Raw genomic sequence first — 24,498 nt, forward strand, 5'->3', positions numbered from 1 at the left:
CGATTATATATTTTTCTTGATTACTCTCCAAAGTTGTTCAGGATAAAAATCTTCGCCCGGAGTATATACTTGCCTACCGTCACCGGTTGGATTAAATGTTCCTGCGGAGAATGTCACGAAGTCAAAATTATATGGCGAGAACCAGCGTGTAATCGGATTACGGTTGACATAACGGTCGAAGATGTGCGGATATTGATTCTTGATATTTTGGAATATTGCGGATATATTCGGGCGACCATCAGGACGGAAATGGTTTGACTTGTCCACTTTATGGCAAGTAAATATAATTCTATCCATTGGCTTGATTCTCCGTTGCATATCTTGTATCTTTTTCGCGTACAAATCTCTTACAGTTTGAGAGCCGCCCCAGTTTTCCTCAACTATGAACATCCAAGTTTTGCGGTTCTTAATTGCATGGCTGATATTCTCGATATATGCAGGAAAAAGACGGTCGGGTATGTCAGAATCGAAGTAATGTTCACCAGGTGCTTCGAGAATTTGGCAAAGTGTACGACCACTCGGCGAAATGACTTTGACAAGCATAAAGCTCATAACGTCATTACCAACCGGGGCATAATCAGAATGGGCTAATGTACCGAACTCTTTACACATACGCTGGTAGTACATGTCTGTATCAGGACGGAATATAGGGTCCGGAACAACATTGTAACCCATTCCTTCCAAATACTTGGTGAGGCGTATCAGTGTCATTGTTTTGCCAGAAGTCTTTGCGCCAAACAATACGACAATTGGAGTTTTCGGGTCACTTACGGTCACGATGATAGTATCAGGGTTCTTTATCTCTGTATCAGACAGCCCCTTGATTTTAGAATCAGCAGCTTGTGCCGCATCTGTGGAAGTTTGTCCTACTTGATTGTCTGCGTTTTGATACTGCTGTGTCTGTTGTTCTTGCTGGATTTCAACTGTATTTCCAGGGTCATTGAAATTAAACGGCATGTTTGTATTTGTTTAAAGGTTATTATTCTTCTTTCTTAAAAGCCATATCAAAGAAAATGAATCCGGCTGCATCAATAAGTATGGAAATTATCATCCAGAACACGAATTTTCCACGTGCTATCTTGCCATCAAAGAAGTCCATCCAAACATCCCAAACACTGAGCATACGCTCTGTTTTTGAAAGCGTGTTACCGGCATAAACCTGTTGGTCGTTATCCTTGAATTTCAAATGGTCGGAATACTGATTAATCAAACCATAAGACTCTGACAGAACAGTACTTGCATTAACCATTACTTGGTCATTGATAGATGACATTTTATGAATGTCACCAAGTACTTTGGATATATTCTTCCTGTGGAGTTGAATTTTTTTCTTCACTTCCGGGGTAATGACTATAAATCTACGAATATATTCCGGCTTTTTCCTTTCAAGCAAGTTGGCGATCGAGATACGATACACTTCCAACACTTCATTCCATCCTTTCACGTTGTTTGTCTTAGGCTGAACACGACCAACTTCCACTCCAAACTTTCCATCAAGCTTTTTCATCAGATTTTCTACATATTCAGCAATGCCCGGGCGCGCCGGATTACGGACTTCATTACAGATTTCCTGATAGATACCCCATACTTCTGTCTCAAAGACCGACCAATCATGTTCTATGGTTGCCATTGCAATCTCATCTGTTTCAAGTGTACGCAAATAATCATTCGTCTTTTCCAAATCACGAATGGCAACATCCTTTATAGTGTCTTTGTAGAAAAATGTATGTGTATTTGTCGGCATACTCATTATCAACCAAAATATTACCATAATAAAAATGCCACCAAGAAGTTTCAGACCCGGATTCTCCGTATAGACATGACTGTTAAGACTATCCACAATCATCTTAGACCCCCAAGAGGCAATGAAGAAGAACCCGACAGTAATAATCCATACAAAAATAACAGGAATGTTACTGTCTTTCGCAGACAACAGAAGGTGTAAAGACTCCACCGTTGCCCAACAACTCACAGCGGCAAAAGCAATGAAAGCTGCCGCGCAGAACACTTTGAGATAATTTTTTTGTTCCATATTAATTTATTTTAATTAATGATTGATTTTAGCATATAATACAAAAGTCCGTCAGCGTCAGTCTTTAGATATGACATTGAGGATTTTATAATTCTTGTATCCTTGATGGATTTCTATGTTATTGGGCATCGGTGGATTTTTTATATTTGCTCATAGCCTTTTTGGTGAATACTTCTGTTCTTTGGCTGATGTCTGCGCTAATTCCAGGACATGAAAAAACGGCGCAGACTTGCCATTTTCCCATACAGGCCTACCACAGCCCCTAAATACAAATGGAGAAGTCTGCGTCGTGATGACGCAACTCCTTGTATTTAGGATTGCTCGTTAATTCCTGTTCGAGGTGGTAGTTCGTATGGGAAAGTTGAGCAAATAAGAAGATGTGCTTCTTGCATGAAGCACGGCTACAAAGGTAAAAATTTTATTTTGATTTACAATATAATTTTATCCTAAATTTATTATCCTATTGCATTGATAGGGAATAATTCCATTAAGACGCTCTATGGATAGAGACATATTTTCTTGAAAAACAGGTGACAACGAATGTTTGTTTTTTCGTAAACAAGTATTCTTAATGCTTCTTTTCTGACGGCCTGCTCACGTATTGTGGTCAGATAAAATCCTTTTCCGAAATCAAGAGAATCTCTGGAAAAAGAAACGTCGGGATGTTCGACTATGGTATAAGACGCATGATAGACAACCATCACAACACTCCTTTCTCTTTCATGTACGACACGAGGTCGTCAACGATATACTGGCCGCTGTACGTATGCAGAACATCGTATGCGGGGATGATGTAGCCTGTAAGTATGCCGGATTCTTTCAGTTTCTGATATACGGTCAGTTGGTTCATATTCAGGTACTCGGCAAGACTGCCGATGCAATATATAGCGAAATCCAGTTGGTTTAGAGTCATGTCTAAGTGGGATTAAGGATTTATACGGCAAGTGTACAATAAAATCGCGAGATTATACACCGGCAGGATAAAGAAAATGATTTTTCTTTAGAGGAAAGATACGAAAAAAAACGGGATACCTTCACACCTTTTCTATTATTTTCCTCAGCAGATGCGTGGCGTTCTGGTTGCGGGCCACGCCCGGTGTAATCTTGTATGTATATGTTATCTCGTCGGCCAGGCGTATCTCGAAACAGAAGTTGTGGAAGCGTTCGGGACGCTCGTCGGCCATTCGCGACAGTTCGAGGTCGTGCGTGGCGATTACGCCGCTCACGGGCAGGCGCGATATTGCGTCGAGGAACATGCGCGAGCCGTTGAGCTTGTCGAGCGAGTTGGTGCCCTTCAGAATTTCGTCGAGGATGATGAGCGTGCGGCGGTGGCGGTGGCAGTGGGCGATGAGCTGCTTCAGACGCAACAGCTCGGCGTTGAAATAGCTGATGCCGTGGGCCAGGTCGTCGCTGGTGCGCATGCTCGAGAACAGTGAGAAAACCGATACCTTCAGACTTTCGGCAAATACGGGCATGCCGTTCATTGCCAGAATATAGTTTACACCAAGCGAGCGAAGGAATGTACTCTTGCCCGCCATGTTGGCACCGGTGACTATGTAGTAATGAGAGTCGGCGATGTCGAAATCGTTTCGTACGGCATGGCTGTCGATGAAAGGATGCCACAGGCCGCGGGCTTCGTACACCACGTCGGTCGAATTGCAAATTTCAGCGCTGCCGGCCTCAGGTTCGTTGTAGCGGAAAGTGGCCATGGATATGAGAGCGTCGAGGGTGCTCACCTCGCGGATACACCGTCCGATGGTTTCGGTATGGCACTGTTGCCAGCGCCGGAAACGTCTCACGAGGAAGAAATCGCTGAGCATGAAGATGTCGAAGAGTATCAGACCAAGCACGTTGCCGCGGCGGTCGAGCCCGTCGAGTATGCGGCGCAACGATCCGAAAGCCTCACCGGCACTTGCCAGAGTGGGACCGGCGTTTGCCGCAGTTTCGTTTTTCGTCAGTATGTCCATCAGTTCACCGTAAGCCCTGAACTCGCTGTCAAGCCGGCCGGCGGTCTTGTCGATGGCGCGCAGCGGCCTGTTGCACATCATGAGCTGGATGAAAAGGTGGAGCGTGCCCCATGCCGTGGGTATGCCCGATGGCAGAGAGCAGAATGCCGACAGGACGACTGTGGTGAAGAAGCCGCCGAGCGACAGCCATGCAAAGATTGCCGCTGTTTTCGAGCCGGCCCATGCCGGAAGCCTCATACGGTGTACGTCGTCGAGGGCCTGCAACACCGCGCCGGTGTCTGTCGGCGTGTCTTGTCTGCGGGCTGCGAACTCTGTGCGCAGTTCTTCGTCTGCGGCCAGACGGTCGATGATGCTGTGCTGTTGCTCTATATACTCGATGAAATGGCTTGTTTTTGCATCTTCCGGCAACATGTTTTCCCGTCCGTTTTCTTCCATTCCATCGCAATCCGGCAGTGAAGACAGCCTCCGGGCCAGTTCGTCGCTGCCTCCGGTGGTCACGGTGCGGTTGATGCGGTGGAATAGCGACTGCGGACCGAATATGTCCATGTCGTATGCGAAAGGGTGTTGCGGGTCGGAATACCGTCGTCCGTCGTCAAAAGGCGAGAAGTCGCCGTCGAGATATTCCAGCTCGTTCTCATAGGCGGTGCGGCGTGCTGTCAGCCGTGCGGTTCGTTCACTGTTGTTCACGTCCATCCGCCTTGCGACGATATATGCCACTCCTGTCAGCGCTGCCATGCCCGTCAGCCAGAGTTTTCCGTACACGGTATAGGCGGCCACAAATCCTATGGCGGCGGCAAATGTCAAGAGTTCTGCGGTCAGAAATATACGGTTGCGCATTTTCAGCGATGCTATCTGTGCTGTCAGTGCCGCGGTGCGGTCTTGGTAGAATCGTATCAGCTGATTCTTTGCGGTTGGTTGTTCCTTTGTTGTCATAGATGTTTGTTAGATGTGCAAAGGTATTGAAAAGGTGCGATGGGATGGCGTTTTTTGCTTATTTTAACTCGTCTTTTACCGTGTCCGTGTGGCAGTTCCGGTGCAGTGAAGCCGGTACGGGACCGTTGTACTGTCGGTACAGGGCCGTTGTACTAACGGTTCAAGGGCTTTGTACTGACAGTACAACGGCCTTGTACCGGAATGAAAACGGAGTGCAAGCGCCGAAATCTGCTCTCCGAAGCATCGCATGTGGTGCATTTTTCGTATATTTGCACACGGATATACTTATATTGAAACGGATACTTTTTATATGCAGAACACTGATAACGCTTACATAAAGACATATCCTGACCTGATGGCGGGCAAGAAGATAATGTATGTGCACGGCTTCGGCTCGTCGGGACAGTCGGGCACGGTGGCACGCTTGCGCGAGATGCTGACCGGTGCAGATGTGATAGCGCCCGACCTGCCGATACATCCGGTTGAGGCGATGGAGTTGCTCAAGCGGATGTGCGAGGTGGAACGGCCCGACTTGATAATAGGAACATCGATGGGCGGCATGTATGCTGAGATGCTTCGTGGTTACGACCGGATACTGCTCAACCCCGCATTTCGTATCGGTGACGATATCCTGAAGCACAACATGTTGGGCAAGGTGACGTTTTACAGCCCGCGGAGCGACGGCATGAAAGAGTTTATGATGACAAAGCAGTTGCAGGCCGAATATCAGGAGATGAGCGAGCATTGTTTCTCCGGCATAACGGCCGACGAACAGAAGAAAGTTTGGGGACTATTCGGGCTGGAGGATCCCGTGGTGCATACCTACGACCTGTTTGCCGCCCATTATCGTCAGGCACTTCACTTCCATGGCGAGCACCGCATGAACGACGGTGTACTGATACACTCGGTGATGCCCGTCATTCGGTGGATAGACGACTGCCAACATGGCCGCCAGCGGGGCATTGTATATATATGTATAGAGGAAACGATGATGGGCCGTGACGGCCGTCCGCTGCCCAGCCTGCTCAAGGCTTACCGCCTGTTGCTTGAGTATTACGACGTACGCATTGTGGCATCACTCCCAACCAATGACACCGACTACGCCCGGCAGATGCAGGAGTGGACGTTTGAGACGTTGGGAGTGGCGTCTTACGACCGTCTTATTCTCACCAACCGCAAAGACCTGCTCTACGGTGACTATCTGATAGACGGACTTGACACCAATGGCTCCACTGACTTTATGAGCACCCGCATCGATTTCGGTTCGGACACGTTCAAGACGTGGGATGACATCATCGAATATTTCGGACGTTTGGGCGGACAGTAGATTCTTTATAATTTCAGAGTTCTGAAAAGTGATGAGTGCAGAGTGATGAGTGCAGAGTGATGAGTGCAGAGTGATGAGTGCAGAGGTATGATTAGCAAAAAGCCAAGGACTGATTACGAATGGGTAGAAATCGGTCCTTGGCTTTTTACATGAAACAATGCTAATCATACCTCTGCACTCATCACTCTGCACTCATCACTTTTAATACGGCTCTATACAGATTGCAGCCCACAAAGTTGCCGGCAACCTCGCCTATATATATGATAAGGAGAGCCGGCGAGAAGAGAATGTCAGCGGGTGCGAGCATGAAGTAGAATGCGTCGGCAATGCTGTGGGTAAAGCCGCATAGGATGAACACCGGCACGCCGAGCAGAAGTGCGAGCATCTTGCCCTGACGGGCAAACTGTACGGCGGTGGTCATGATAAATCCGCAGCCGATGGCGAGCAGTGTGCAGGCCACAGGGCCTTTGGCGAGTCTTGAGGATACGATGTCGGTGGCGGGAGCTATGCAGTCGGGCTGCGCGTAGGCGATGGTGAGGGCCGAGAGCAGACAGCCCACGATGTTTCCCAACAGCACTGTCAGCAGCATGGGCCAGTCGCCATGACGGCGGATGAAGCCTGCCGTGCCCGTGTACAGTTTCAGACCGTAATACACCACTGTCGTGAGGCCGAAGGCAAAGAGCACTGCTCCTGCTAAGCCACCCGTGCGCAGATTTACCACGCAACCTATCGAAATGCAGATACCGGCGAGTATGGCCGGGGGAAAAGTTTTGCGAAACATATTTTAGGAGTTAAAGGAGTTAAGGGGAGTTACCGCTCCCTACGGTCGCTTAGGAGTTAAAGACGATAGCTTTGTTTTTAGGAGTTAATTTTTTCGGGAGTTAAGGAGTTGAAGTGATAACTCCCGTTAACTCCTTTTTGGAGCACTCGTTCAAGAGTGCTCCAAAACTACCACCCCTTCCTGCTTCTTTCCGTCCATCATGATTTTCAGCGGGCGCTCGAAGCGTACGTGGCGCACATATTGCGTCTCTTCTATGGCAGGCATGGCGTCAAGGATATCCTTGCGGAAGATGCCGTCGCCGTTGAACGTGTTGATAGTGAAGTATCCCACACCGAACGATGTCAGATTCTGGAAGAAGTGAGTGCCCTGGCTCGGGTCCACGCGGTAGTTCTTCAAACCGGCTTCTACTATCACGCGGGCAGCGCTGATATGAGGCCATTTCACGGGTATGCCCAGCCAATAGTCGCTCGACCCCCACCGGCCGGGCCCGACGAGCACATATCCGCGTCCTGTGTCAAGGAACTTGCGGTTGACGGCCTCCACGTCGCGGGCTATGGCCGGGTTGTTGGCGGCGGTGAAATCTTCGTCGGTCTTTACGTAAACCACGTCGGTCACGTCCTCGCAGATGCCGTGACCCAACGAGTTGTGCGAACGTAACAGGCAACTGTCGTCCGGAATGGCCTGCAGGTCTTCGTCGAGCATCTGCTTGCTGTCTACAATGGGGCGTATCTGCAGCAGATACAGTTCGCCGGTCTTGTCGGTATTCATGTTGCATGCAAACTCTATCTCTACGGGGCGGCGCATTTCTTCCGCTCCGCATTTCTGTGCTGTCTGGAGCAGCTCCGGCAGCGGGAATACGCCCTGTTGCAGCACTCCGCAGAAGGAAATAACCTTTCGTCCGCCTTCATATATGCCGTCGCGTATCACTTGGTCGTACGGGTCGAACGTTGAGGCTATATAGTTGAGGGAGCCGTCCTTGTCGGCTTCCTTTACCCTCAGGTTAAGTATGTTGAATCCGTCGTCGGCCTTCAGTTCTGTTGCCACGTTCTTCATGTCGAGTGCATAGAATCGTGTCTGCGTATCGCGCAGTGCCGTCTCCATCTCGCTCGTCTGCAGCACTTGGTGCGGATGGTGTGGGCTCACGCGTAGCGTCTGTCCTCCGTCTACGATATATTTGCCCAGTCCGAGGGCCAGGTTGGCAATGCCCTCTTCTGCCTTTTCGTCGCCTATGGGGTAATAGTTGAGCGAGCGTAGCACACCGCTGAATGTGGGATAGTAGCGGTCGCCGTACTGTCTGCCCACCACTTCCTGCAGTATCACGGCCATCTTCTCCTGGTCTATGACATTGCTCGTTGCCGTCATATATGCTTTTGAGTCCCTGTAGAACACCGAGGCATATACGCCTTTGATGGCGGCGGCCAGCATGCGCAGCATCTCGTACTTGTCGTCGAGGTATGGAATCATGTATGTTGAGTAGATGCCGGCAAACGGCTGATAGTGCGAGTCTTCGAGCAGCGAGGATGAACGCACGGCTATCGGCGACTTCACCGCGTCAAAGAATGTGAAGAAGTCGGCAATCAGCGAGTCGGGCAGCTGTGCCCGCAGGAAGTGGTTGAGTATTTCGTCGTCGCTTGCATCGCTCAGGGCAATCTGATACAGATTGTTCTTGTCCATGAACTCGTCGAAGAAATCGGTGCAGAGCACCACCGTGCGAGGTATCGACACCGATGCACCGGGAAAACGGTTGAATTCCGGATGGCGCTTGATGATGTTGTCGAGGAATGCCAGACCACGGCCCTTTCCGCCGAGTGAGCCTTCGCCGATGCGGGCAAAATGACCGTAGGCGTCGAATTTGCCGCGGTCGAACACGGCCACGATACCTATGTTTTTCATTCTGCGGTACTGTACTATGGCGTCGAAGATAATCTGCCGGTGGGCATCCACGTCCTGCAACTTATGCCATGTGACGTGCTTGAGGAATGCCGACACGGGGAATATCGCCCGTGCACAGAGCCAACGGCTGACGTGGTTACGGCTCACGTGATATAGCATCGAGTCGTTGGGAATCTTGAATATGTTGTCCTGCAGTTCTTTAAGCGTGCGTACCCGCATCACCTCTTCGTGGGTATTGGGGTCACGGAAGATAAAGTCACCGAAGCCCATGTGTTCTTCCATCAGTTTGCGCAGGTCGATATTCATTTTCTTCGAGTTCTTGTCTACGAAGCGGAAACCTTCTGCCCGTGCTTTATCTGCATTGTCAGATTCGGCGCTTTGAAGGATTAGCGGTACATATTCGTCGCGCCTGCGTATCTCACGCAGCAGACGAAGGCCGGCATCGGCCACGCCCAGTCCGCCACCGGCACCGCCGGCGGGAAGTGGGGTGGAGCCGGTCAGGTCGTGCCCAGCCGATTTGCCTATCGGGAAGCGTGCGTCGCTGATTACTCCAAGTATGTTGTCGGCATAGCGTTCGTATATCTCCATGGCCTCGTCATAGCAGCGTGCCAGCACCACCTTGGGGCGTCCGCGTTTACGTTGTGCAGCAGCGTGCGGGTTGAGTGCCTCGGTGGAGAAACGGTTGCTCTGCAGCAGGATATAACTGTACAGGTTGGGCAGTACTGACGAATAAAACCGTATGCTGTCCTCAACGAGCAGTATTACCTGTACACCGGCCTCTCTGATGTCGTGGTCGATGTTCATCCTGTCCTCTATCAGCTTGATTATGGACAGGATAAGGTTGGTGTTGCCCAACCAGCAGAACACATAGTCGAATATAGACAGGTCTTCGTTCTGCATTCGTCGTGTGATGCCATGCGAGAACGGTGTTAGTACTACGCATGGAATGTCAGGCGACGACGCCTTTACGGCTCTTGCCACATCGAAGGCGTCGTTGTCGGCATTTCCAGGCATACATATCACGAGGTCGATGTTCGTTGTGTGCAGCACGTTCTCCGCCTCCTCCGTTGTGCTCACCTGTGTGAACGTTGGCGGATAGCGTAGTCCGAGGTCCATATACTCATCGAAAATCTTCTCGTCTACCCGTCCGTCGTCTTCGAGCATGAAAGCGTCATACGGGTTGGCCACGATAAGTACGTTGAATATACGCTTTGTCATCAGGTTGACGAACGATACGTCTTTCAGGTAGAAATCGTTCCATTCCTGTGGTATTTCTGTTGCCATATCCTGTTTTGTATTGTTTTTGTTTGGAATTTGTTTTGTTCCCTTTTTTTTACTAATGACAAACGCGGACCGGGCTGTTTTATGCCGTTCCGCGTTTGTCGTATGATGTTTTTTTTTATTCGTAATACTCTATGTTTCTGGTCTGTGTGAACGAACCGTTGGTCTTTTCGACCTTGTTGTTCTGTTCTTCATCGCCAAAATCATCATATTCCTCCACAGTGCTTGTCCACTTCACTGTGCGTTCGGTCCAGTTGCCGTATTGATCAAACTTGGTATAGGTGTAGTTTTGCTCCAGAGTCCAATTCATATACTCGTCGTTGCTTGTACATGTGGCGCTTTTTTCCATACCCTCATTGTCGAGGATAAATTCCTCTCCATACAATCCGGTACATTCTCCAGAGTCGAATGTGTACGATATTTTGTTCTTCCCGTACTGGAAGTGATAGCCCTGCTGTTCGCTGCATCCGTCGGCACAGTCAATGGCTGTGATGCGTCCGTCCTTGTCGCGCTTCACTTTGTTGCCTTTCTTGTTGGTCACTTTGCCGCTCTCCACCTTTTCGTATGATATATTGTAGGTGTCGATTCGTGTCAGACGGCCTTGATCGTCGTATCCGAGTTGCATGCTTGTTTGCTTGTTGTCGTGATATAAGCCGATTATTTTTGCGGCCTTGACATTGCCTTTCAGGCCGAACAAGGTGAGGTCGGGTGTGCTCAGCTTGTTCTTGGTCCCTTCGGCCGGCATTTCCTTCTGCTGGTTTACAACGGTGCTGTCATTTGCTCCGGGAACATCAGTTCCGCTTTTCTTATTGCCGCATGAGGCCATGCAAATGGATGCTGTGGCTAACATCATTGCCAATGTCTTTTTTCCAATAGTCATAGGTCTTTTATTTTTTAGGTGAATAACTTGGGCTTGTATGTACCGGGCGGGCTTTATTTACCTTTCGCCATGTAGTTGGCTTCCGACTTTATCGAGATGCCCTTGCCGGTTTTTGTGAATGTTAAGAGATTCATCTTGATGGAGTGGTTGGCGTGGTCGAAAATCTTTGCCGGATCGAATGTGCGGCCGTTGATGCGGCATTCAAAGTGCAGATGCTCAGTCGTGGCGCGTCCTGTACGACCTGTCAGCGCAATCACCTGACCGGCTTTCACCTTGTCGCCCACTTTCACGAGGTTCTTCGAGTTGTGGCTGTACAGTGTCTCTATGCCGTTGGGATGTTTAATCTTGATGCACTTGCCATAGCCGCTATATACCTGTGACATGGTCACCACACCGTCGAAAGCAGCAAGAATGTTGTCATTGGGTTTTGTCTTTATGTCCACACCACTGTGATTGCGCCCGCCGCGTCTGCCGTATTGGCTTATCACTTTGGCCCCGGGCAGCGGATAGTGCCACTCTCCGGGATTGAGGTCGGAAAGATTGATGGTGAATTTCTTGCCGCTGGCAAACGGATCTTTGTTCACTACCTCTGTATCGTCTTTCTGTCCGGTTTTCGTATTTTGGTCTTTGGCTGTCGATGTCATTGTCACCATGAAAGCCGCCGTAATGATAAATAGATGTTTCAGTTTCATTTTGCAGTAATATTCTTTAATTGATATTATTATATTTCTTTATTGTATATTTTTTATATTGATAGCATATGTCTTAATGCCGTTCTTGGTGAGCGCTCCTCACGATGATGCCCGTAAAAATTCGTCCTGAGGCAGTTCCGAGGCGACGTGCGGAGAAGAACATTTCGTGATTGGCATAAGTGCATGTTCCGTCTATGGTAATGTTGGTCTGCGGAATACCGGTATTGATTAGCTGGTGGCGGTTGCATTCCCACAGGTCTATGTGCCACTTGTCCTTGTGCCGGCTTATCGTTTCCATGCAGAAACCGGCATCTGTGAAAGCCTCGTATACTTCATCTCCTACTTCAAATGCTTCAAGCGATATGCCCGGGCCTATCACAGCTTTCAGTCGTGATGGATTGGTGTCGAAAGTCTCGGTCATGGCTCCAACGGCCTTTTCTGTGATGCGCTCCACGGTACAGCGCCATCCGGCATGCACGGCACAGACAGCTCTATGCTCGTTGTCGTACAGAAGCACCGGTATGCAGTCGGCCGTAGACACTCCTATGCATACATCTTCTATATCGGTCATCAGTGCGTCAGTGCTTTCCAATGCCTTGTCGCGTTCAGTGATGGACATTGCCATCAGTTTACTGTCAACATGAACCACCTTCGTACCGTGTGTCTGATGAGGAATGACGATTTTCCCGTCTTTGTATTTGTCCGGCCATAGGGTGTTGCCGAGTGCAGTCATGTTGCGGGCCACCGTTTCCGGGTCGTCACCGCACCACCGGTTCACATTCATTCCGCCGTATGGCCCGCTACTGTATCCTCCATAGCGTGTGGTGCTGAACGCTGTCACCCCCGGGCCTATGTCATAGTATCGCAGCACGGGCGCGTCAGCTGTTGGCCCCATTTTTTTCGTCATCCTCTTCGTATTCGAAGTCTTCAAGATATTCCACATCTTCGAGGTCTTCGATGTCCTCTTCGTCTACGTCCACATATTCTATATCGTCCATAGCACCCTCTTCTTCCATTTCCTTCATGAAACGGGTCATGTCCTTGTCGCGGTGCACCAATGTTTCGGTGCTTCCGGTCATTATGTCCTGCAATTTGTTGCTCTCGCTGTTCAGTTCGCGCCACAGCACGTCTTTCAGTTCGTCAAGTCCGATATTTGCCACCGACGATATGAATACCACGGGCACGTCTTCCGGTAATGTCTCGCGCAGCATCTCGATCAGTTCTTCATCAAGAAGGTCGCATTTGGTCACAGCCAGTACTCGGTGTTTGTCGAGCATGTCGGGGTTGAAGTTGCTCAACTCGTTCAACAGAATTTCGTATTCCTTTTTTATGTCGTCTGTGTCGCCCGGCACCATGAACAGCAACAGTGAGTTGCGTTCAATGTGACGCAGGAACCGCAGCCCGAGACCCTTGCCTTCGCTTGCGCCCTCGATGATACCCGGAATGTCGGCCATCACGAACGAACGACGGTCGCGGTAGCTCACGATGCCTAATGACGGCTCAAGCGTGGTAAAAGGATAGTTGGCTATCTTGGGGCGTGCGCTTGACAGCGATGACAGCAGTGTCGATTTTCCAGCGTTGGGGAATCCCACCAATCCGACGTCGGCCAGCAGTTTAAGCTCAAGGATGATTGTCATTTCCTGCATCGGTTCGCCCGGTTGTGCGTAGCGTGGAGCCTGATTGGTGGCTGTACGGAACTGGAAGTTGCCCAATCCGCCGCGTCCGCCTTTGAGCAGTAACACTTCCTGTCCGTCGTGCATCACATCACATACGTACTTGCCTGTTTCGGCATTGTATACCACCGTGCCGCAAGGCACGTCGATATATACGTCTTTACCCTTTGTTCCATGGCATTTGTCCCGTCCGCCGTTGCCGCCATGTTCGGCGCGTACATGGCGTTCGTATTTCAAGTGGAGCAGTGTCCAGTAGTTGTGGTTGGCACGCAGGTATACGCTGCCTCCGTCACCTCCGTCGCCTCCGTCGGGGCCTCCGTTTGGGTTGTATTTCACGTGGCGCAGGTGCATAGAGCCGCGTCCGCCTTTTCCGGAGCGGCAATATATTTTTACGTAATCTACGAAATTGGATTCTGCCATATATTAATGGATAATATTATAAATATTTTGCAAAGATACTGAAAAACAGGCATATTGCAAAATAAAAGCTGCGGTTTTGTAATTCTTGTACATTATATGATATCAGTTCGTTTTTGACGGACGAACGTTTGCCATGTGGGTGTTTCTGTGTTTTACAGCCAATTTCCCTCATTTTGCAAGCGGATATACGGTAATTTGGAGAGATACGGCAGGTTGAAACAGGTTGGAAAATGAGGTAGGTCTTGTTTTTATCATGAAAAATCTGCAGAATCCCCAGTCTGTTACAAAAAAAGGTTTTATATGCTTTTGGGGAAACAATTTTTAATATATGTATTACGAAAAGTAACAATTTGAAACACGTCGGCTCTTTCTTGTAAAAAGCAGAAAGCGATATAGTGGCATTTGCCGCCTTTTGTACTACTTTTGCAACCGAAACGTTTCAATGTGTATACTCAAACGGGTATATGCATGTCAAAGTGTTACTGAAGAAATAAATTAAGGTATGAAAAAGATTGAAGCAATCGTCCGGAAAACGAAATTCGAGGATGTAAAGGAAGCTTTGTTGAACTCGGATATAGACTGGTTCGAGTATCACAGTGTACACGGTATAGGGCAAAGCCGTGAGGAACGTATATACCGTGGTGTGCAATACTCCACTGATGTTATAGAACGTATGGCACTTACCATAGTCTGCCGCGACCAGTTTGTCGATCCTACGGTAAAGGTTATACTTGACGTGGCTCACACGGGGGAAGTGGGTGACGGGCGAATCTTTGTAAGCGAGATGATTGATACTTGGTCTATTCGCACAGGTGAGAACGGTGATACAGTCCTGCGTGACAAGAAGTAGCCGGGAAGTGGAAGGAACAAGTAATACGACACAAAACAAATAAAAAAACAACACAAACACAATATATATTTATAATTATGAATGAATTAGGATTATCACTTGATACAGTATGGATGCTGTTGGCGGCAATGCTGGTATTTTGGATGCAGCCTGGATTTGCCCTGTGTGAGGCGGGTTTTACCCGTGGCAAGAACACGGCCAACATATTGATGAAGAATTTTGTCGACTTTATGTTCGGCTCGTTGCTTTTTTTCTTTGTGGGCTTCGGCTTCATGTTCGGTTCCGATGGTGCCGGCTTTGTGGGTATGCCCAATTTTGGCTCTCTCTCTTTCTATAACGGTGACCTTCCCGTTGAGGGGTTCCTTATTTTCGAGACAGTTTTCTGTGCCACATCGGCAACCATTGTCAGCGGAGCGATGGCCGAGCGCACCAAGTTTTCCATGTACCTTTTATACAGTGCGGCAATATCACTGTTCATCTATCCTATAGAGGGACATTGGACATGGGGTGGCGGCTGGCTGTGCAATGATGCCTCCAATTCATTTATGATGAAAACCTTCGGTTATGTATTTCATGATTTTGCCGGTTCGGCCATAGTCCATAGTGTAGGTGGAGTATTGGCTCTGATAGGAGCTTTGGCCTTGGGACCGCGTATAGATAAATATGGAAAGAATGGTGAAAGCCGTGCCATACCCGGTCACAATCTGGCCATGGCATCTCTCGGAGTGTTCATACTGTGGCTCGGATGGTTCGGATTCAATCCCGGCAGTCAGTTGGCGGCATCGGGCGAAATTAATCGCGTGGCTATATCGCATGTATTCCTGACCACCAATCTTGCCGCCGCTTCAGGTGGAGTGGCTACAATGTTCGTTACTTGGTTCAGGTATGGCAAACCGTCACTTTCACTCACACTTAACGGTGTGCTTGCCGGTCTGGTCGGTATTACGGCCGGCTGCGATGTGGTTTCGCCTTTAGGAGCCGTCGCCATCGGTATTGTCTGTGGCGTGGTGCTGGTATTTGCCATTGAGTTTATCGACCATACGCTCCATATCGACGATCCGGTCGGAGCTTCGTCCGTTCATGGTGTGTGCGGTATTCTGGGAACGATGATGACCGGATTGCTTTCCACATCCGACGGTGCTTTTTATGGAAACGGATGGGGATTCTTCGGTGCCGAATGTTTCGGTGTGCTGGTCATTGACCTGTGGGCTGCCGTATGCGGTGTCGTACTATTCTTCGGAATAAAGAAAATCCACGGCCTTCGTGTCAGCGCACGTGTTGAGGAGGAGGGACTTGACGTCTACGAACATGGCGAGAGCTGTTACAACTGACGTGTATAGCCGTACCGGAAACAATATCCGCCGGTATATCCGGGCGGAACTGTAATCAGAATGGAATATAAAGTAAGTAGTAAGTAATAAGATTGTTATGAAATCAGTAAAATCATTTGTCTTGACGGCAATTCTCCTTTTCGGAGCAACAGTGACGGAGGCGCAGGACAAGGTAGCGGCAGTTATAAAGACCGACATCGTGAACAATTACATTTGGCGTGGTCAGGATTTGGGCAACGTATCGCTGCAGCCTACATTGGGTGTGGAGTATAAAGGTCTGGCGTTGACGGCATGGGGTAGTGTGGGACTGGCTGAGGCCAGCGACACCAAAGAGTTTGACCTCACGCTTTCCTACACTATTGGCGGGCTGAACATCGGACTGACCGACTATTGGTTCAATGCCAACGGAGGCGACCCGAAGAACCGTTATTTCATGTACAAGGCGCACTCCACCAACCATGTCTTCGAGGCCAATATCGGCTACGATTTCGGTCCGGCCTCAGTGCAGTGGTATACCAATTTTGCAGGCAACGACGGCCTTGACGACAATGGTGGGCGGGCATATAGCAGCTATGCCGAGGTGAATGTCCCGTTCCGTCTTGGCGGATTGTCTTGGACTGCAACGGTTGGCGCAGTGCCCTACGCCACTTCTTTCTACTCGACTGACGGTTTTGCCGTGACCAATGTCTCGCTGAAAGCCGTCAAGGAACTGCAGATGACCGATAAGTTCAGTGTGCCGGTGTTTGCCGGGGTGTCGGCCAATCCGTGTGCGCAGAAAGCCTATATGGTGGTGGGCTTTACGCTGGAGCCGTAAAACGGGCGGCATGACCGTAATATTCATTCAAATAAAATACCATTATGTGTGGAATAGTAGCTATCCTTAATGTAAAACAGCAGACCCAGGCACTGCGTGACAAGGCATTGCGGATGAGCGGTAAAATACGCCATCGCGGTCCGGACTGGAGCGGAATATACTGTGGAGGTTCGGCCGTACTGGCTCATGAGCGTCTGAGTATCGTCGACCCCGAGTCGGGAGGCCAGCCGTTGTTCTCTTCAGATCGCAGGCAGGTGCTGGCGGTGAACGGTGAGATATACAACCATCAGGAAATACGCCGCCGTTATGCCGGATCGTACGACTTCCAAACCGGCAGCGACTGCGAGGTAATCCTGTCGCTATATCGTGACAAAGGCATAGACTTTCTTGAAGATCTTAACGGCATTTTTGCCTTTGTGCTTTACGACGAAGAGCGTGACGAGTTTCTGATAGCCCGCGACCCAATCGGTGTGATACCTTTGTATATAGGCCGCGACAGCGACGGGACGGTCTATGTGGCTTCCGAACTGAAAGCTCTGGAGGGACAGTGCGAAAGCTACGAACCGTTTTTGCCGGGGCATTATTATTGGAGCGGCACACCGGGCATGAAGCGATATTACAGTCGCGATTGGATGGAATATGATGCCGTGAAAGATGTTGTAACGGACGATGCCGTCGATACGGCTGCCATCCGCACAGCCCTTGAGGATGCCGTGAAGCGCCAGATGATGTCCGATGTGCCATATGGGGTGTTGCTCTCGGGCGGTCTTGATTCGTCGGTGATATCGGCCATTGCCGAGAAATACTCTGAGAGACGCATCGAGAGCGACAGCCGTACCAAGGCTTACTGGCCGCGCCTGCATTCGTTCGCGGTAGGACTTAAAGGTGCTCCCGATCTGGCTAAAGCCAGGCTTGTGGCCGACCGTATAGGTACTGTCCACCATGAAATAAACTATACCGTCCGTGAAGGACTTGACGCTATCCGCGACGTAATATACTTCATCGAGACATACGACGTCACCACCGTGCGTGCCTCAACTCCGATGTATCTGCTGGCGCGCGTCATAAAGTCGATGGGCATCAAGATGGTACTTTCAGGTGAGGGTGCCGATGAAGTATTCGGCGGTTATCTTTATTTCCACAAGGCTCCTACAGCCCGGGATTTTCATGAGGAGACGGTCCGTAAGTTGGGCAAACTTCATCTTTACGACTGTCTGCGTGCCAATAAGAGCCTGTCGGCATGGGGCGTGGAGGGGCGTGTGCCGTTTCTCGACAAGGAGTTTCTTGATGTCGCCATGCGCATCAATCCGGTGTCCAAGATGTGTCCCGGACATACCATTGAAAAGAAAATAGTACGTGAGGCTTTTGCCGACATACTTCCCGATGAAGTGGCTTGGAGGCAGAAAGAGCAATTCAGCGACGGTGTCGGATACTCATGGATTGACACTCTCAAGCAAATTACTTCCGAGGCTGTCAGCGATTGGCAGATGGCTCATGCCGCAGAGCGATTTCCCATTAATACGCCTAAGAACAAGGAAGAATATTATTATCGCAGTATTTTTGCCGAACACTTTCCCGGAGACAGCGCTGCCCGTTGCGTGCCCAGCGAAGCCGGAGTGGCTTGCAGCACATCTGTGGCGCTTGAGTGGGATGAGGCTTTCCAGGGAAAGAACGAACCGAGCGGACGTGCCGTCAGTGGCGTGCACGAGCAGGCATATTGATGTCTGGCATTGCTGTCGGCGTGGTTTTTGGTTTGAATGTGAGTTGTGGAGTCCGGATATGACAGTGAAGCTATATGCCGAATAGATGGAAAAAGTTGTGTTTCTTCTTAATTTTCCGCATCTTTTTTTCTTTGAAATAGAAAAGCCGGGAGGCCTTCTCTGCTTTCTTGACACGTGTTGCGGATGTCATTTTCTTGCCGTAAGGCCCTCCCGACACTCCCGTAATGGCCGTTTCGCAGTGCAACGAGGCCGTCGTCGCACTGCCGTAAGGGCCTTATTGCAACCTGATAAGGCCCTCTCTGCTTTTTTTACATGTCGCTTTTTCGGTGTAATGCTGCTAACTCGCTGATTGTCAGTGCTTCCTGTTTTGATGCAAAATCGCGTTTTTTCGGGCTGTCGGCGGCAAAAGTCAATTTTGCGGCGTACGACGAAGTGTTTTGTAAAGAAAATACGGAAACTCATGAAGTTTATGTATTGTATGTTTTTTTATGCTTTTGCCCTTTTAGGGCGCTGGGTGTCGATGTTTGATTCCCGGGGTGCCGCTTCGCTCTGCCCCGGGCTATGTGCTTGCTGCCTTTTCAAGGCAAGGCGTATCCATCCTATATCCGTACTATGAATGTAGTTTTATTCTGTTGACTAACTTTTAATCTGTTTCGGGGACTTTAAATTCCTTGAGGAATTATTTTTGTTGACTGACTTGGAATAGATTGTGGTGATTGTAGTTGTACGCTTAGAGTAAGTAATGGGTCTTGCATCTTTTAAAAGTCAATGACTTCGAAATTTGGATATTTGCGGCATTCTGTGTGGTTGTAAAAGGTGGAAAAATGACTTGGAAACATATAAATGTTAATTGTACACCTCTATATCTCATCCACTCTTTTTTATATACTTAAGTTTGTAACGTATTGATAATCAGCCGAAATATTTTTCGGGGGGGGGTAAAATAGTCCACTTTTTGATACTATGCTCAGATAGTTATTATTTGTCTTATCTTTGTACCGTAATCGTTTAAACAAAAACGACAGTGATTGTCAAGAACCTGATGGAACTGTTAATTCACTAACTTAAAACAATAAAAACCAAAACGTATGAAAAAAAGTAGGTATCTATTCATGCTGTTGACATTGTTATTCATGTCGATGGCAGCCTATGCACAGAAGCAGACCTATTCGGGGGTCGTGGTAGACTCGAACAATGAGCCTGTCATCGGTGCTTCCGTGGTACAGAAGGGAACGACGAACGGTGCTATTACCGATTACGACGGAAACTTCAAGATTGCTGTGACGTCTGATGCCACATTGACTGTTTCTTACATCGGCTACAAAACTCAGGATGTGAGAGTGAAAACCAATATGCACATTGTGCTTCAGAGCGATGCACAGGTGCTTAACGACCTTGTTGTAATAGGTTACGGGGTACAGAAGAAGTCGGTGGTTACGGCCTCTATTGCCAAGGTGAGCGCCGACGATTTGGAAGGCAAGACCCGTCTTCGTGCCGACGATGCTTTGAAGGGTATGGCAGCAGGTGTGAATGTGACGTCATCTTCGGGACAGCCTGGCAGCAAGTCTATGATACGTGTGCGCGGTATCGGTACTATCAACAATACCGAGCCCCTCTATATTATTGACGGCATGCCTACGGATCAGGATGGTATGGAGTCTGTAAATCCAAACGATATCGAGTCAATCGAGGTGCTGAAAGATGCCGCCTCGGGCGCCATCTATGGTGCGCGTGCCGCAAACGGTGCGATTCTTGTCACCACTAAGAAAGGCAAGACCGGCAAGGCACAGATTAATTACAACTTCTCGTATGGCTGGCAGAGCGCATGGAAGAAGCGTGACGTGACCGGCGCGACCGACTATGCCGTGCTGCAGAACGAGAAGGCCATCAACGGCGGTCAGACACCGCTGCCCGAGTTTGCCGATCCCTGGAATCTGACAGACATGAACGGGAATACCATCAACGGTTTCGGTACGGATTGGCAGAGTCTGTTGTTCAACGACAATGCCCCTATAGTGCAGCACGATGTGTCGGTGAGCGGTGCTTCAGATAAAATCAACTATTATCTTTCGCTGGGCTATTTCTCACAGGATGGTATTGTGGGCGGAAACTACGGACAGTCCAACTACGACCGCCTCACCATACGCAGCAATACCAACTATAATCTTATCGACGCCACAAAAGAGCGCAATTTCCTCAACAAACTTGATTTGGGTGTCAATGTATCCTACATGCGCGTGCACAATACCGGTGTCGATGCCAACTCGACATGGGGTTCTCCGTTGGGTTCGGCTCTCTATCTGGCACCCACGCTGCCGGTTACGCTCAACCGCGTTAATGCCGACGGAAAGCCCGGCCCGGGCCAGCAGATGATAGACCAGTACAGCTCTTACGACCTTTACACCGACGCTGCCGGAAATCCTTACACCATTCCCGGATTCGTAGGCTCGTACAACGAGCAGGTGAACCCCATCGCCATGATGCAAGGACACCCCACACGCAACTGGTCGCAGAAGATAATGCCTAAGTTCTCACTCGACCTGCAGCTCTACGACAATCTGAAGTATCATTTCTCGTGGAGTGCCGAACAGTCGTTTTGGGGCAACGAGTCGGCACAGGTCAGAAATTACTACCTTTCCGGTAACAACACCGGTAACGGTCATACGTCTGCCGGCGCATACAAGGGTAACAAGTCTACGTGGCAGGTTGAAAACACTCTTACCTACGACAAGACCATCGGCAAGCACACCATTGGCGTAGTGCTCGGACAGTCGGCATTGAAAGAGAAAGGCGACGACCTGTCGTTCTCGAAGTGGAACCTTGTCAACCCCAACAAGCCGTACCTCAATTACACTACCGGTTCTATCGCCACCATAGGCGACGACGGCAAGATAATCATCCAGGGCGGTGGCGGCGGAGGCCCGTATGTGGAGCATCACATGTCGTCTTACTTCGGACGCCTCAGCTACAGCTTCGACGAGAAGTACATGTTCCAGGCTACGGTACGCCGCGACGGCTCGAGCCGCTTCGGTTCCAACAACAAGTACGGTACGTTCCCGTCGGTATCGGTGGGATGGAACATCCACAAGGAGGCGTTCATGAAGAACACCCAGAACTGGCTCTCTAACTTGAAGTTCCGTGCAAGCTGGGGTAAGAACGGCAACGACAACATCGGCGAGTTTGCCTATACCACGCTGACATATACCGGTGGCAACACCAATAGCTACTTCGGCAAGACTGCCGTGATGGACTACGGCTCGAAGGCCACACGCCTCGCCAACGAGGACCTGAAGTGGGAAGAGAGTGAGCAGACTGACCTCGGAATCGACTTCGGTTTCTTCAACAACGCGCTGACATTCTCGGTAGACTACTTCGTGAAGAAGACAAACGGTATGATTATCGACATGCCCATACCCTCGTATGTAGGCGAGCAGCGCCCTCTGGCCAATGTCGGCGATATGGAGAACAAGGGTTGGGAGTTTGAGCTCGGCTATAAGTTCAGCATTGCCGATGCACGCTTTGCAGTGAAGGGCAACGCCTCTTATCTTAAGAACACCCTGAAAAATCTCGGTAACGACACCGGCTTCCTCAACTGGGGCATCAGCCAGTTTACAGACGGTGGCACACGGGCCGAGAACGGACAGCCGTTCCCCTTCTTCTACGGTTACAAGACCGGTGGCGTGTTCCAGAACATAGAGCAGGTAAAGAACTATACATGGACCGACCCTGAGACGGGCGATGTACAGATGATACAGCCCAACGCACAGCCGGGCGACATGATTTTCGTGGACACGAACAACGACGGCAAGATAACGTCGGACGACCGTACGAAAATAGGTAAGGGTACACCCGACTGGACTTTCGGTCTTAACCTGAATGCCGAGTGGAAAGGATTCGACTTCAACGTGTTCTTCCAGGGCGTGAGCGGAGTGGACGTATTCGACGCCACATACCGTTCGGACATCTCGTCGGCCAACTTCCCGACATGGATTCTCGACCGCTGGACCGGCGAAGGCACATCCAACAGAGTGCCTATACTGAAGAGCGGCGACGCAAGCAACTGGGTGGTCAGTGACCTCTATGTGCGCGACGGCTCATATCTGCGCCTGAAGAATATCACACTGGGCTACACACTGCCCCGCAAACTCACACAGGTGGTAGGCGTAGAGCGTTTCCGCATGTATGTGAGGGCTGAGAACCTCGTTACATGGACAAAGTACTGGGGTTTCGATCCAGAAATAGGAACCAGCGGCACATCGCTCGGTGTAGACTACGGAGTTTATCCGCAGGCCCGTACCTGGACTGTAGGTTTCAACATTTCACTCTAAAAAGTAAAACCAAATTAAAAACGTTAAGATTATGAAACTCAATAAAGCAATCATAGCAGGACTGTTCGCCTCGGCATTCGTACTGTCTTCATGTAGCGACGACTTCCTTACGGTAACGAAGCCCGACGGCGACCCGCTGGAGGAATACTACAACACGGACAAGCGCCTCAACGAGGCTCTCACGGCGGCATATGCCCCGCTGCACTGGCCTGACTGGGACAACGTGGCATACAACGACCTCACGGTAGATGCCGAAATAATGGGCGACGACTTCTGGGTTGGGGGCAGTGACAACAACGACAACAAGCATTGGCACATGCTGTTCAACTTCGAGGCCGACGGAAACAACACACTCGCCACGCTCTGGGGCGACTTCTACTCGGGCATCAAGCGCTGCAACGATGCCATCAAGTACTGCTCGTGGAACCCGGACCTGAAGAGCTCACGCTCATGCGAAATGCAGGCACGTCTGCTCCGAGTGTACTACTATAACATTCTGTGGCACTACTACGGCAACGTTCCTTTCTACCTCGAGAACCTTTCGATGCCCTATACTGCACCGCAGATAAATGCAGACGAAATATACAACCGTCTGCTGCCAGAGCTGGAAGAGATAATCAAGTCGAACGTGCTGCCTATGCGCTGGGCGGACAACGAGGCCGGACGCGTGTCGCAGGCCATGGCCTACATGCTCTATGCCGAGATGACGATGTATCAGAACGACCGCAACCGCTATCCGCAGGCCCTTGCATACATGAGGGAGCTGATAAAGTCGAAAGACTATGACCTGCACGGTGACTTCGCAGAACTTTGGACCGAGGCCGGCGAATGGTGCGAGGAGTCTATCTTTGAAATCAACTACAACGATGCGGAAGGACAGCGCGACTGGGGCGATGCAGCCCTGAACGCCGGCGGTTCGGTGCTTCCCACGTTGATATCTCCGAACAGCTGGAAGGGTGGCGACGGATGGAACGGTCTTGAAGGCTGGGGATTCCTGCCCGTGCGTCTGGAAACCTATGAGATGTTTACCAATGCCGGCGACATCATCCGCCGCGATGCTACCATCTGGGATGTGCGCGAGTTTGGCGACAACTACACAAAGCGCTATCAGGACACCGGTCTGTGGCTTGGAAAATATCGTCCGAAAGACTCTTCCGTGGCCAACTGCTCCGGATCCAAGAACCTGAACTATAACAACAACAAGCGCATCTACCGCTATGCCGAGACACTGCTCAACGCAGCCGAGCTCATCATTGAGACCGGCGGTGACCGCACAGAGGCTACAAGGTATCTCAACCAGGTGCGCAACCGCGTCAACCTGCAGGGCATAGACCAGGCTACCATCGACAATGTCATCGAGGAGCGCCACTTCGAGTTCTGCGGCGAGGGCAAGCGTTATTTCGACCTTGTGCGCTCTGGCAAGGCTGCCGACTATCTGAAGCCGGACAAGTATGGATATCGTACAAATACGTGGACTCCCAACAAGAAGCATATACCGTTGGCACAGTCAGAACTCGATGCTGACCCGACATTGAAGCAGAATGACTATTAATAACCGTTTTAAAAGATAATGTA

18 protein-coding genes are annotated in these 24,498 nt (G+C 49.9%); 7 read left to right on the forward strand and 11 right to left on the reverse strand.

Features of this window, described 5'->3' with window-relative positions:
* Nucleotides 1–3: 3 nt before the first annotated feature.
* The 5 genes from HPS55_RS10300 to HPS55_RS10320 all read right to left on the reverse strand — a co-directional run bounded on the left by HPS55_RS10300 (nucleotide 4) and on the right by HPS55_RS10320 (nucleotide 4,932).
* Complete coding sequence (locus tag HPS55_RS10300; protein ID WP_172174033.1) at nucleotides 4–957, reverse strand: hypothetical protein; 954 nt, start codon at nucleotides 955–957, stop codon at nucleotides 4–6.
* Between the two features lie 22 nt (nucleotides 958–979).
* Nucleotides 980–2,032 carry a hypothetical protein gene (locus HPS55_RS10305; RefSeq protein ID WP_172174030.1) on the reverse strand — a complete coding sequence of 351 codons (1,053 nt, stop codon included), beginning with the start codon at nucleotides 2,030–2,032 and terminating at the stop codon, nucleotides 980–982.
* A 497-nt stretch (nucleotides 2,033–2,529) separates the two neighbouring features.
* A complete protein-coding gene (locus tag HPS55_RS14300) occupies nucleotides 2,530–2,733 on the reverse strand; it encodes a DUF3990 domain-containing protein (RefSeq protein WP_172174027.1) in 204 nt (67 codons plus the stop codon).
* Nucleotides 2,733–2,945, reverse strand: a complete 213-nt coding sequence (locus HPS55_RS10315) for a DUF3791 domain-containing protein (protein WP_172174024.1) — start codon at nucleotides 2,943–2,945, stop codon at nucleotides 2,733–2,735. Before HPS55_RS10315 ends, HPS55_RS14300 begins: the two co-directional genes overlap by 1 nt.
* A gap of 121 nt (nucleotides 2,946–3,066) precedes the next feature.
* Nucleotides 3,067–4,932: a MutS-related protein gene (locus tag HPS55_RS10320; protein WP_172323450.1), complete on the reverse strand. Its 1,866-nt coding sequence runs from the start codon at nucleotides 4,930–4,932 to the stop codon at nucleotides 3,067–3,069.
* 310 nt (nucleotides 4,933–5,242) lie between these two features.
* Between HPS55_RS10320 and HPS55_RS10325 the strand changes: the two genes are divergently transcribed.
* The gene (locus tag HPS55_RS10325; RefSeq protein WP_172177974.1) at nucleotides 5,243–6,259 is read left to right on the forward strand and encodes a YqiA/YcfP family alpha/beta fold hydrolase; all 1,017 of its coding nucleotides are present in this window, start codon (nucleotides 5,243–5,245) and stop codon (nucleotides 6,257–6,259) included.
* A gap of 181 nt (nucleotides 6,260–6,440) precedes the next feature.
* Here HPS55_RS10325 and HPS55_RS10330 read toward each other — a convergent pair whose 3' ends face one another.
* From HPS55_RS10330 to obgE, 6 genes are all read right to left on the reverse strand, one after another.
* On the reverse strand, nucleotides 6,441–7,040 hold the full coding sequence (locus HPS55_RS10330) for a formate/nitrite transporter family protein (protein WP_172177976.1): 600 nt from the start codon (nucleotides 7,038–7,040) through the stop codon (nucleotides 6,441–6,443).
* 150 nt (nucleotides 7,041–7,190) lie between these two features.
* Nucleotides 7,191–10,217 carry a PEP/pyruvate-binding domain-containing protein gene (locus tag HPS55_RS10335; protein ID WP_172177978.1) on the reverse strand — a complete coding sequence of 1,009 codons (3,027 nt, stop codon included), beginning with the start codon at nucleotides 10,215–10,217 and terminating at the stop codon, nucleotides 7,191–7,193.
* 115 nt (nucleotides 10,218–10,332) lie between these two features.
* Complete coding sequence (locus HPS55_RS10340; RefSeq protein WP_172324949.1) at nucleotides 10,333–11,094, reverse strand: hypothetical protein; 762 nt, start codon at nucleotides 11,092–11,094, stop codon at nucleotides 10,333–10,335.
* A gap of 53 nt (nucleotides 11,095–11,147) precedes the next feature.
* Nucleotides 11,148–11,786: a M23 family metallopeptidase gene (locus tag HPS55_RS10345; RefSeq protein WP_172177982.1), complete on the reverse strand. Its 639-nt coding sequence runs from the start codon at nucleotides 11,784–11,786 to the stop codon at nucleotides 11,148–11,150.
* Between the two features lie 73 nt (nucleotides 11,787–11,859).
* The gene (pgeF, locus tag HPS55_RS10350; protein WP_172177984.1) at nucleotides 11,860–12,681 is read right to left on the reverse strand and encodes a peptidoglycan editing factor PgeF; all 822 of its coding nucleotides are present in this window, start codon (nucleotides 12,679–12,681) and stop codon (nucleotides 11,860–11,862) included.
* A complete protein-coding gene (gene obgE, locus HPS55_RS10355; RefSeq protein ID WP_172177985.1) occupies nucleotides 12,665–13,879 on the reverse strand; it encodes a GTPase ObgE in 1,215 nt (404 codons plus the stop codon). The genes pgeF and obgE overlap by 17 nt, the downstream gene beginning before the upstream one ends.
* A gap of 502 nt (nucleotides 13,880–14,381) precedes the next feature.
* On the opposite strand from obgE, the gene HPS55_RS10360 reads away from it, so the two are divergent.
* The 6 genes from HPS55_RS10360 (at nucleotide 14,382) to HPS55_RS10385 (ending at nucleotide 24,475) form a co-directional block, all read left to right on the forward strand.
* Nucleotides 14,382–14,729 (forward strand): P-II family nitrogen regulator, encoded by a 348-nt coding sequence (locus tag HPS55_RS10360; RefSeq protein ID WP_172177986.1) that lies wholly within the window; start codon nucleotides 14,382–14,384, stop codon nucleotides 14,727–14,729.
* A gap of 77 nt (nucleotides 14,730–14,806) precedes the next feature.
* Nucleotides 14,807–16,060, forward strand: a complete 1,254-nt coding sequence (locus tag HPS55_RS10365; protein WP_172177987.1) for an ammonium transporter — start codon at nucleotides 14,807–14,809, stop codon at nucleotides 16,058–16,060.
* A 97-nt stretch (nucleotides 16,061–16,157) separates the two neighbouring features.
* On the forward strand, nucleotides 16,158–16,874 hold the full coding sequence (locus tag HPS55_RS10370) for a hypothetical protein (RefSeq protein WP_172177988.1): 717 nt from the start codon (nucleotides 16,158–16,160) through the stop codon (nucleotides 16,872–16,874).
* Between the two features lie 44 nt (nucleotides 16,875–16,918).
* Nucleotides 16,919–18,595: an asparagine synthase B gene (gene asnB / locus HPS55_RS10375; protein WP_172177989.1), complete on the forward strand. Its 1,677-nt coding sequence runs from the start codon at nucleotides 16,919–16,921 to the stop codon at nucleotides 18,593–18,595.
* A gap of 1,088 nt (nucleotides 18,596–19,683) precedes the next feature.
* Nucleotides 19,684–22,923, forward strand: a complete 3,240-nt coding sequence (locus HPS55_RS10380; RefSeq protein WP_172324951.1) for a SusC/RagA family TonB-linked outer membrane protein — start codon at nucleotides 19,684–19,686, stop codon at nucleotides 22,921–22,923.
* Nucleotides 22,924–22,954: 31 nt separating this feature from the next.
* On the forward strand, nucleotides 22,955–24,475 hold the full coding sequence (locus tag HPS55_RS10385) for a RagB/SusD family nutrient uptake outer membrane protein (RefSeq protein WP_172177991.1): 1,521 nt from the start codon (nucleotides 22,955–22,957) through the stop codon (nucleotides 24,473–24,475).
* The last annotated feature ends 23 nt before the right edge of the window (nucleotides 24,476–24,498 follow it).

Origin of the sequence: Xylanibacter rodentium (assembly GCF_013166575.1) — a bacterium.
GTDB classification, from domain to species: Bacteria; Bacteroidota; Bacteroidia; order Bacteroidales; family Bacteroidaceae; genus Prevotella; species Prevotella rodentium.

What these genes read in the sequence shown, in the direction of transcription:
- asnB (WP_172177989.1), top strand. Translation starts at nt 16,919, where the DNA reads ATGTGTGGAATAGTAGCTATCCTTAATGTAAAACAGCAGACCCAGGCA.
- HPS55_RS10325 (WP_172177974.1), top strand. Translation starts at nt 5,243, where the DNA reads ATGCAGAACACTGATAACGCTTACATAAAGACATATCCTGACCTGATG.
- HPS55_RS10335 (WP_172177978.1), bottom strand. Translation starts at nt 10,217, where the DNA reads ATGGCAACAGAAATACCACAGGAATGGAACGATTTCTACCTGAAAGAC.
- HPS55_RS10305 (WP_172174030.1), bottom strand. Translation starts at nt 2,032, where the DNA reads ATGGAACAAAAAAATTATCTCAAAGTGTTCTGCGCGGCAGCTTTCATT.
- HPS55_RS14300 (WP_172174027.1), bottom strand. Translation starts at nt 2,733, where the DNA reads ATGGTTGTCTATCATGCGTCTTATACCATAGTCGAACATCCCGACGTT.
- HPS55_RS10385 (WP_172177991.1), top strand. Translation starts at nt 22,955, where the DNA reads ATGAAACTCAATAAAGCAATCATAGCAGGACTGTTCGCCTCGGCATTC.
- HPS55_RS10370 (WP_172177988.1), top strand. Translation starts at nt 16,158, where the DNA reads ATGAAATCAGTAAAATCATTTGTCTTGACGGCAATTCTCCTTTTCGGA.
- obgE (WP_172177985.1), bottom strand. Translation starts at nt 13,879, where the DNA reads ATGGCAGAATCCAATTTCGTAGATTACGTAAAAATATATTGCCGCTCC.
- HPS55_RS10320 (WP_172323450.1), bottom strand. Translation starts at nt 4,932, where the DNA reads ATGACAACAAAGGAACAACCAACCGCAAAGAATCAGCTGATACGATTC.
- HPS55_RS10360 (WP_172177986.1), top strand. Translation starts at nt 14,382, where the DNA reads ATGAAAAAGATTGAAGCAATCGTCCGGAAAACGAAATTCGAGGATGTA.
- HPS55_RS10330 (WP_172177976.1), bottom strand. Translation starts at nt 7,040, where the DNA reads ATGTTTCGCAAAACTTTTCCCCCGGCCATACTCGCCGGTATCTGCATT.
- pgeF (WP_172177984.1), bottom strand. Translation starts at nt 12,681, where the DNA reads ATGGGGCCAACAGCTGACGCGCCCGTGCTGCGATACTATGACATAGGC.
- HPS55_RS10365 (WP_172177987.1), top strand. Translation starts at nt 14,807, where the DNA reads ATGAATGAATTAGGATTATCACTTGATACAGTATGGATGCTGTTGGCG.
- HPS55_RS10345 (WP_172177982.1), bottom strand. Translation starts at nt 11,786, where the DNA reads ATGAAACTGAAACATCTATTTATCATTACGGCGGCTTTCATGGTGACA.
- HPS55_RS10315 (WP_172174024.1), bottom strand. Translation starts at nt 2,945, where the DNA reads ATGACTCTAAACCAACTGGATTTCGCTATATATTGCATCGGCAGTCTT.
- HPS55_RS10340 (WP_172324949.1), bottom strand. Translation starts at nt 11,094, where the DNA reads ATGACTATTGGAAAAAAGACATTGGCAATGATGTTAGCCACAGCATCC.
- HPS55_RS10300 (WP_172174033.1), bottom strand. Translation starts at nt 957, where the DNA reads ATGCCGTTTAATTTCAATGACCCTGGAAATACAGTTGAAATCCAGCAA.
- HPS55_RS10380 (WP_172324951.1), top strand. Translation starts at nt 19,684, where the DNA reads ATGAAAAAAAGTAGGTATCTATTCATGCTGTTGACATTGTTATTCATG.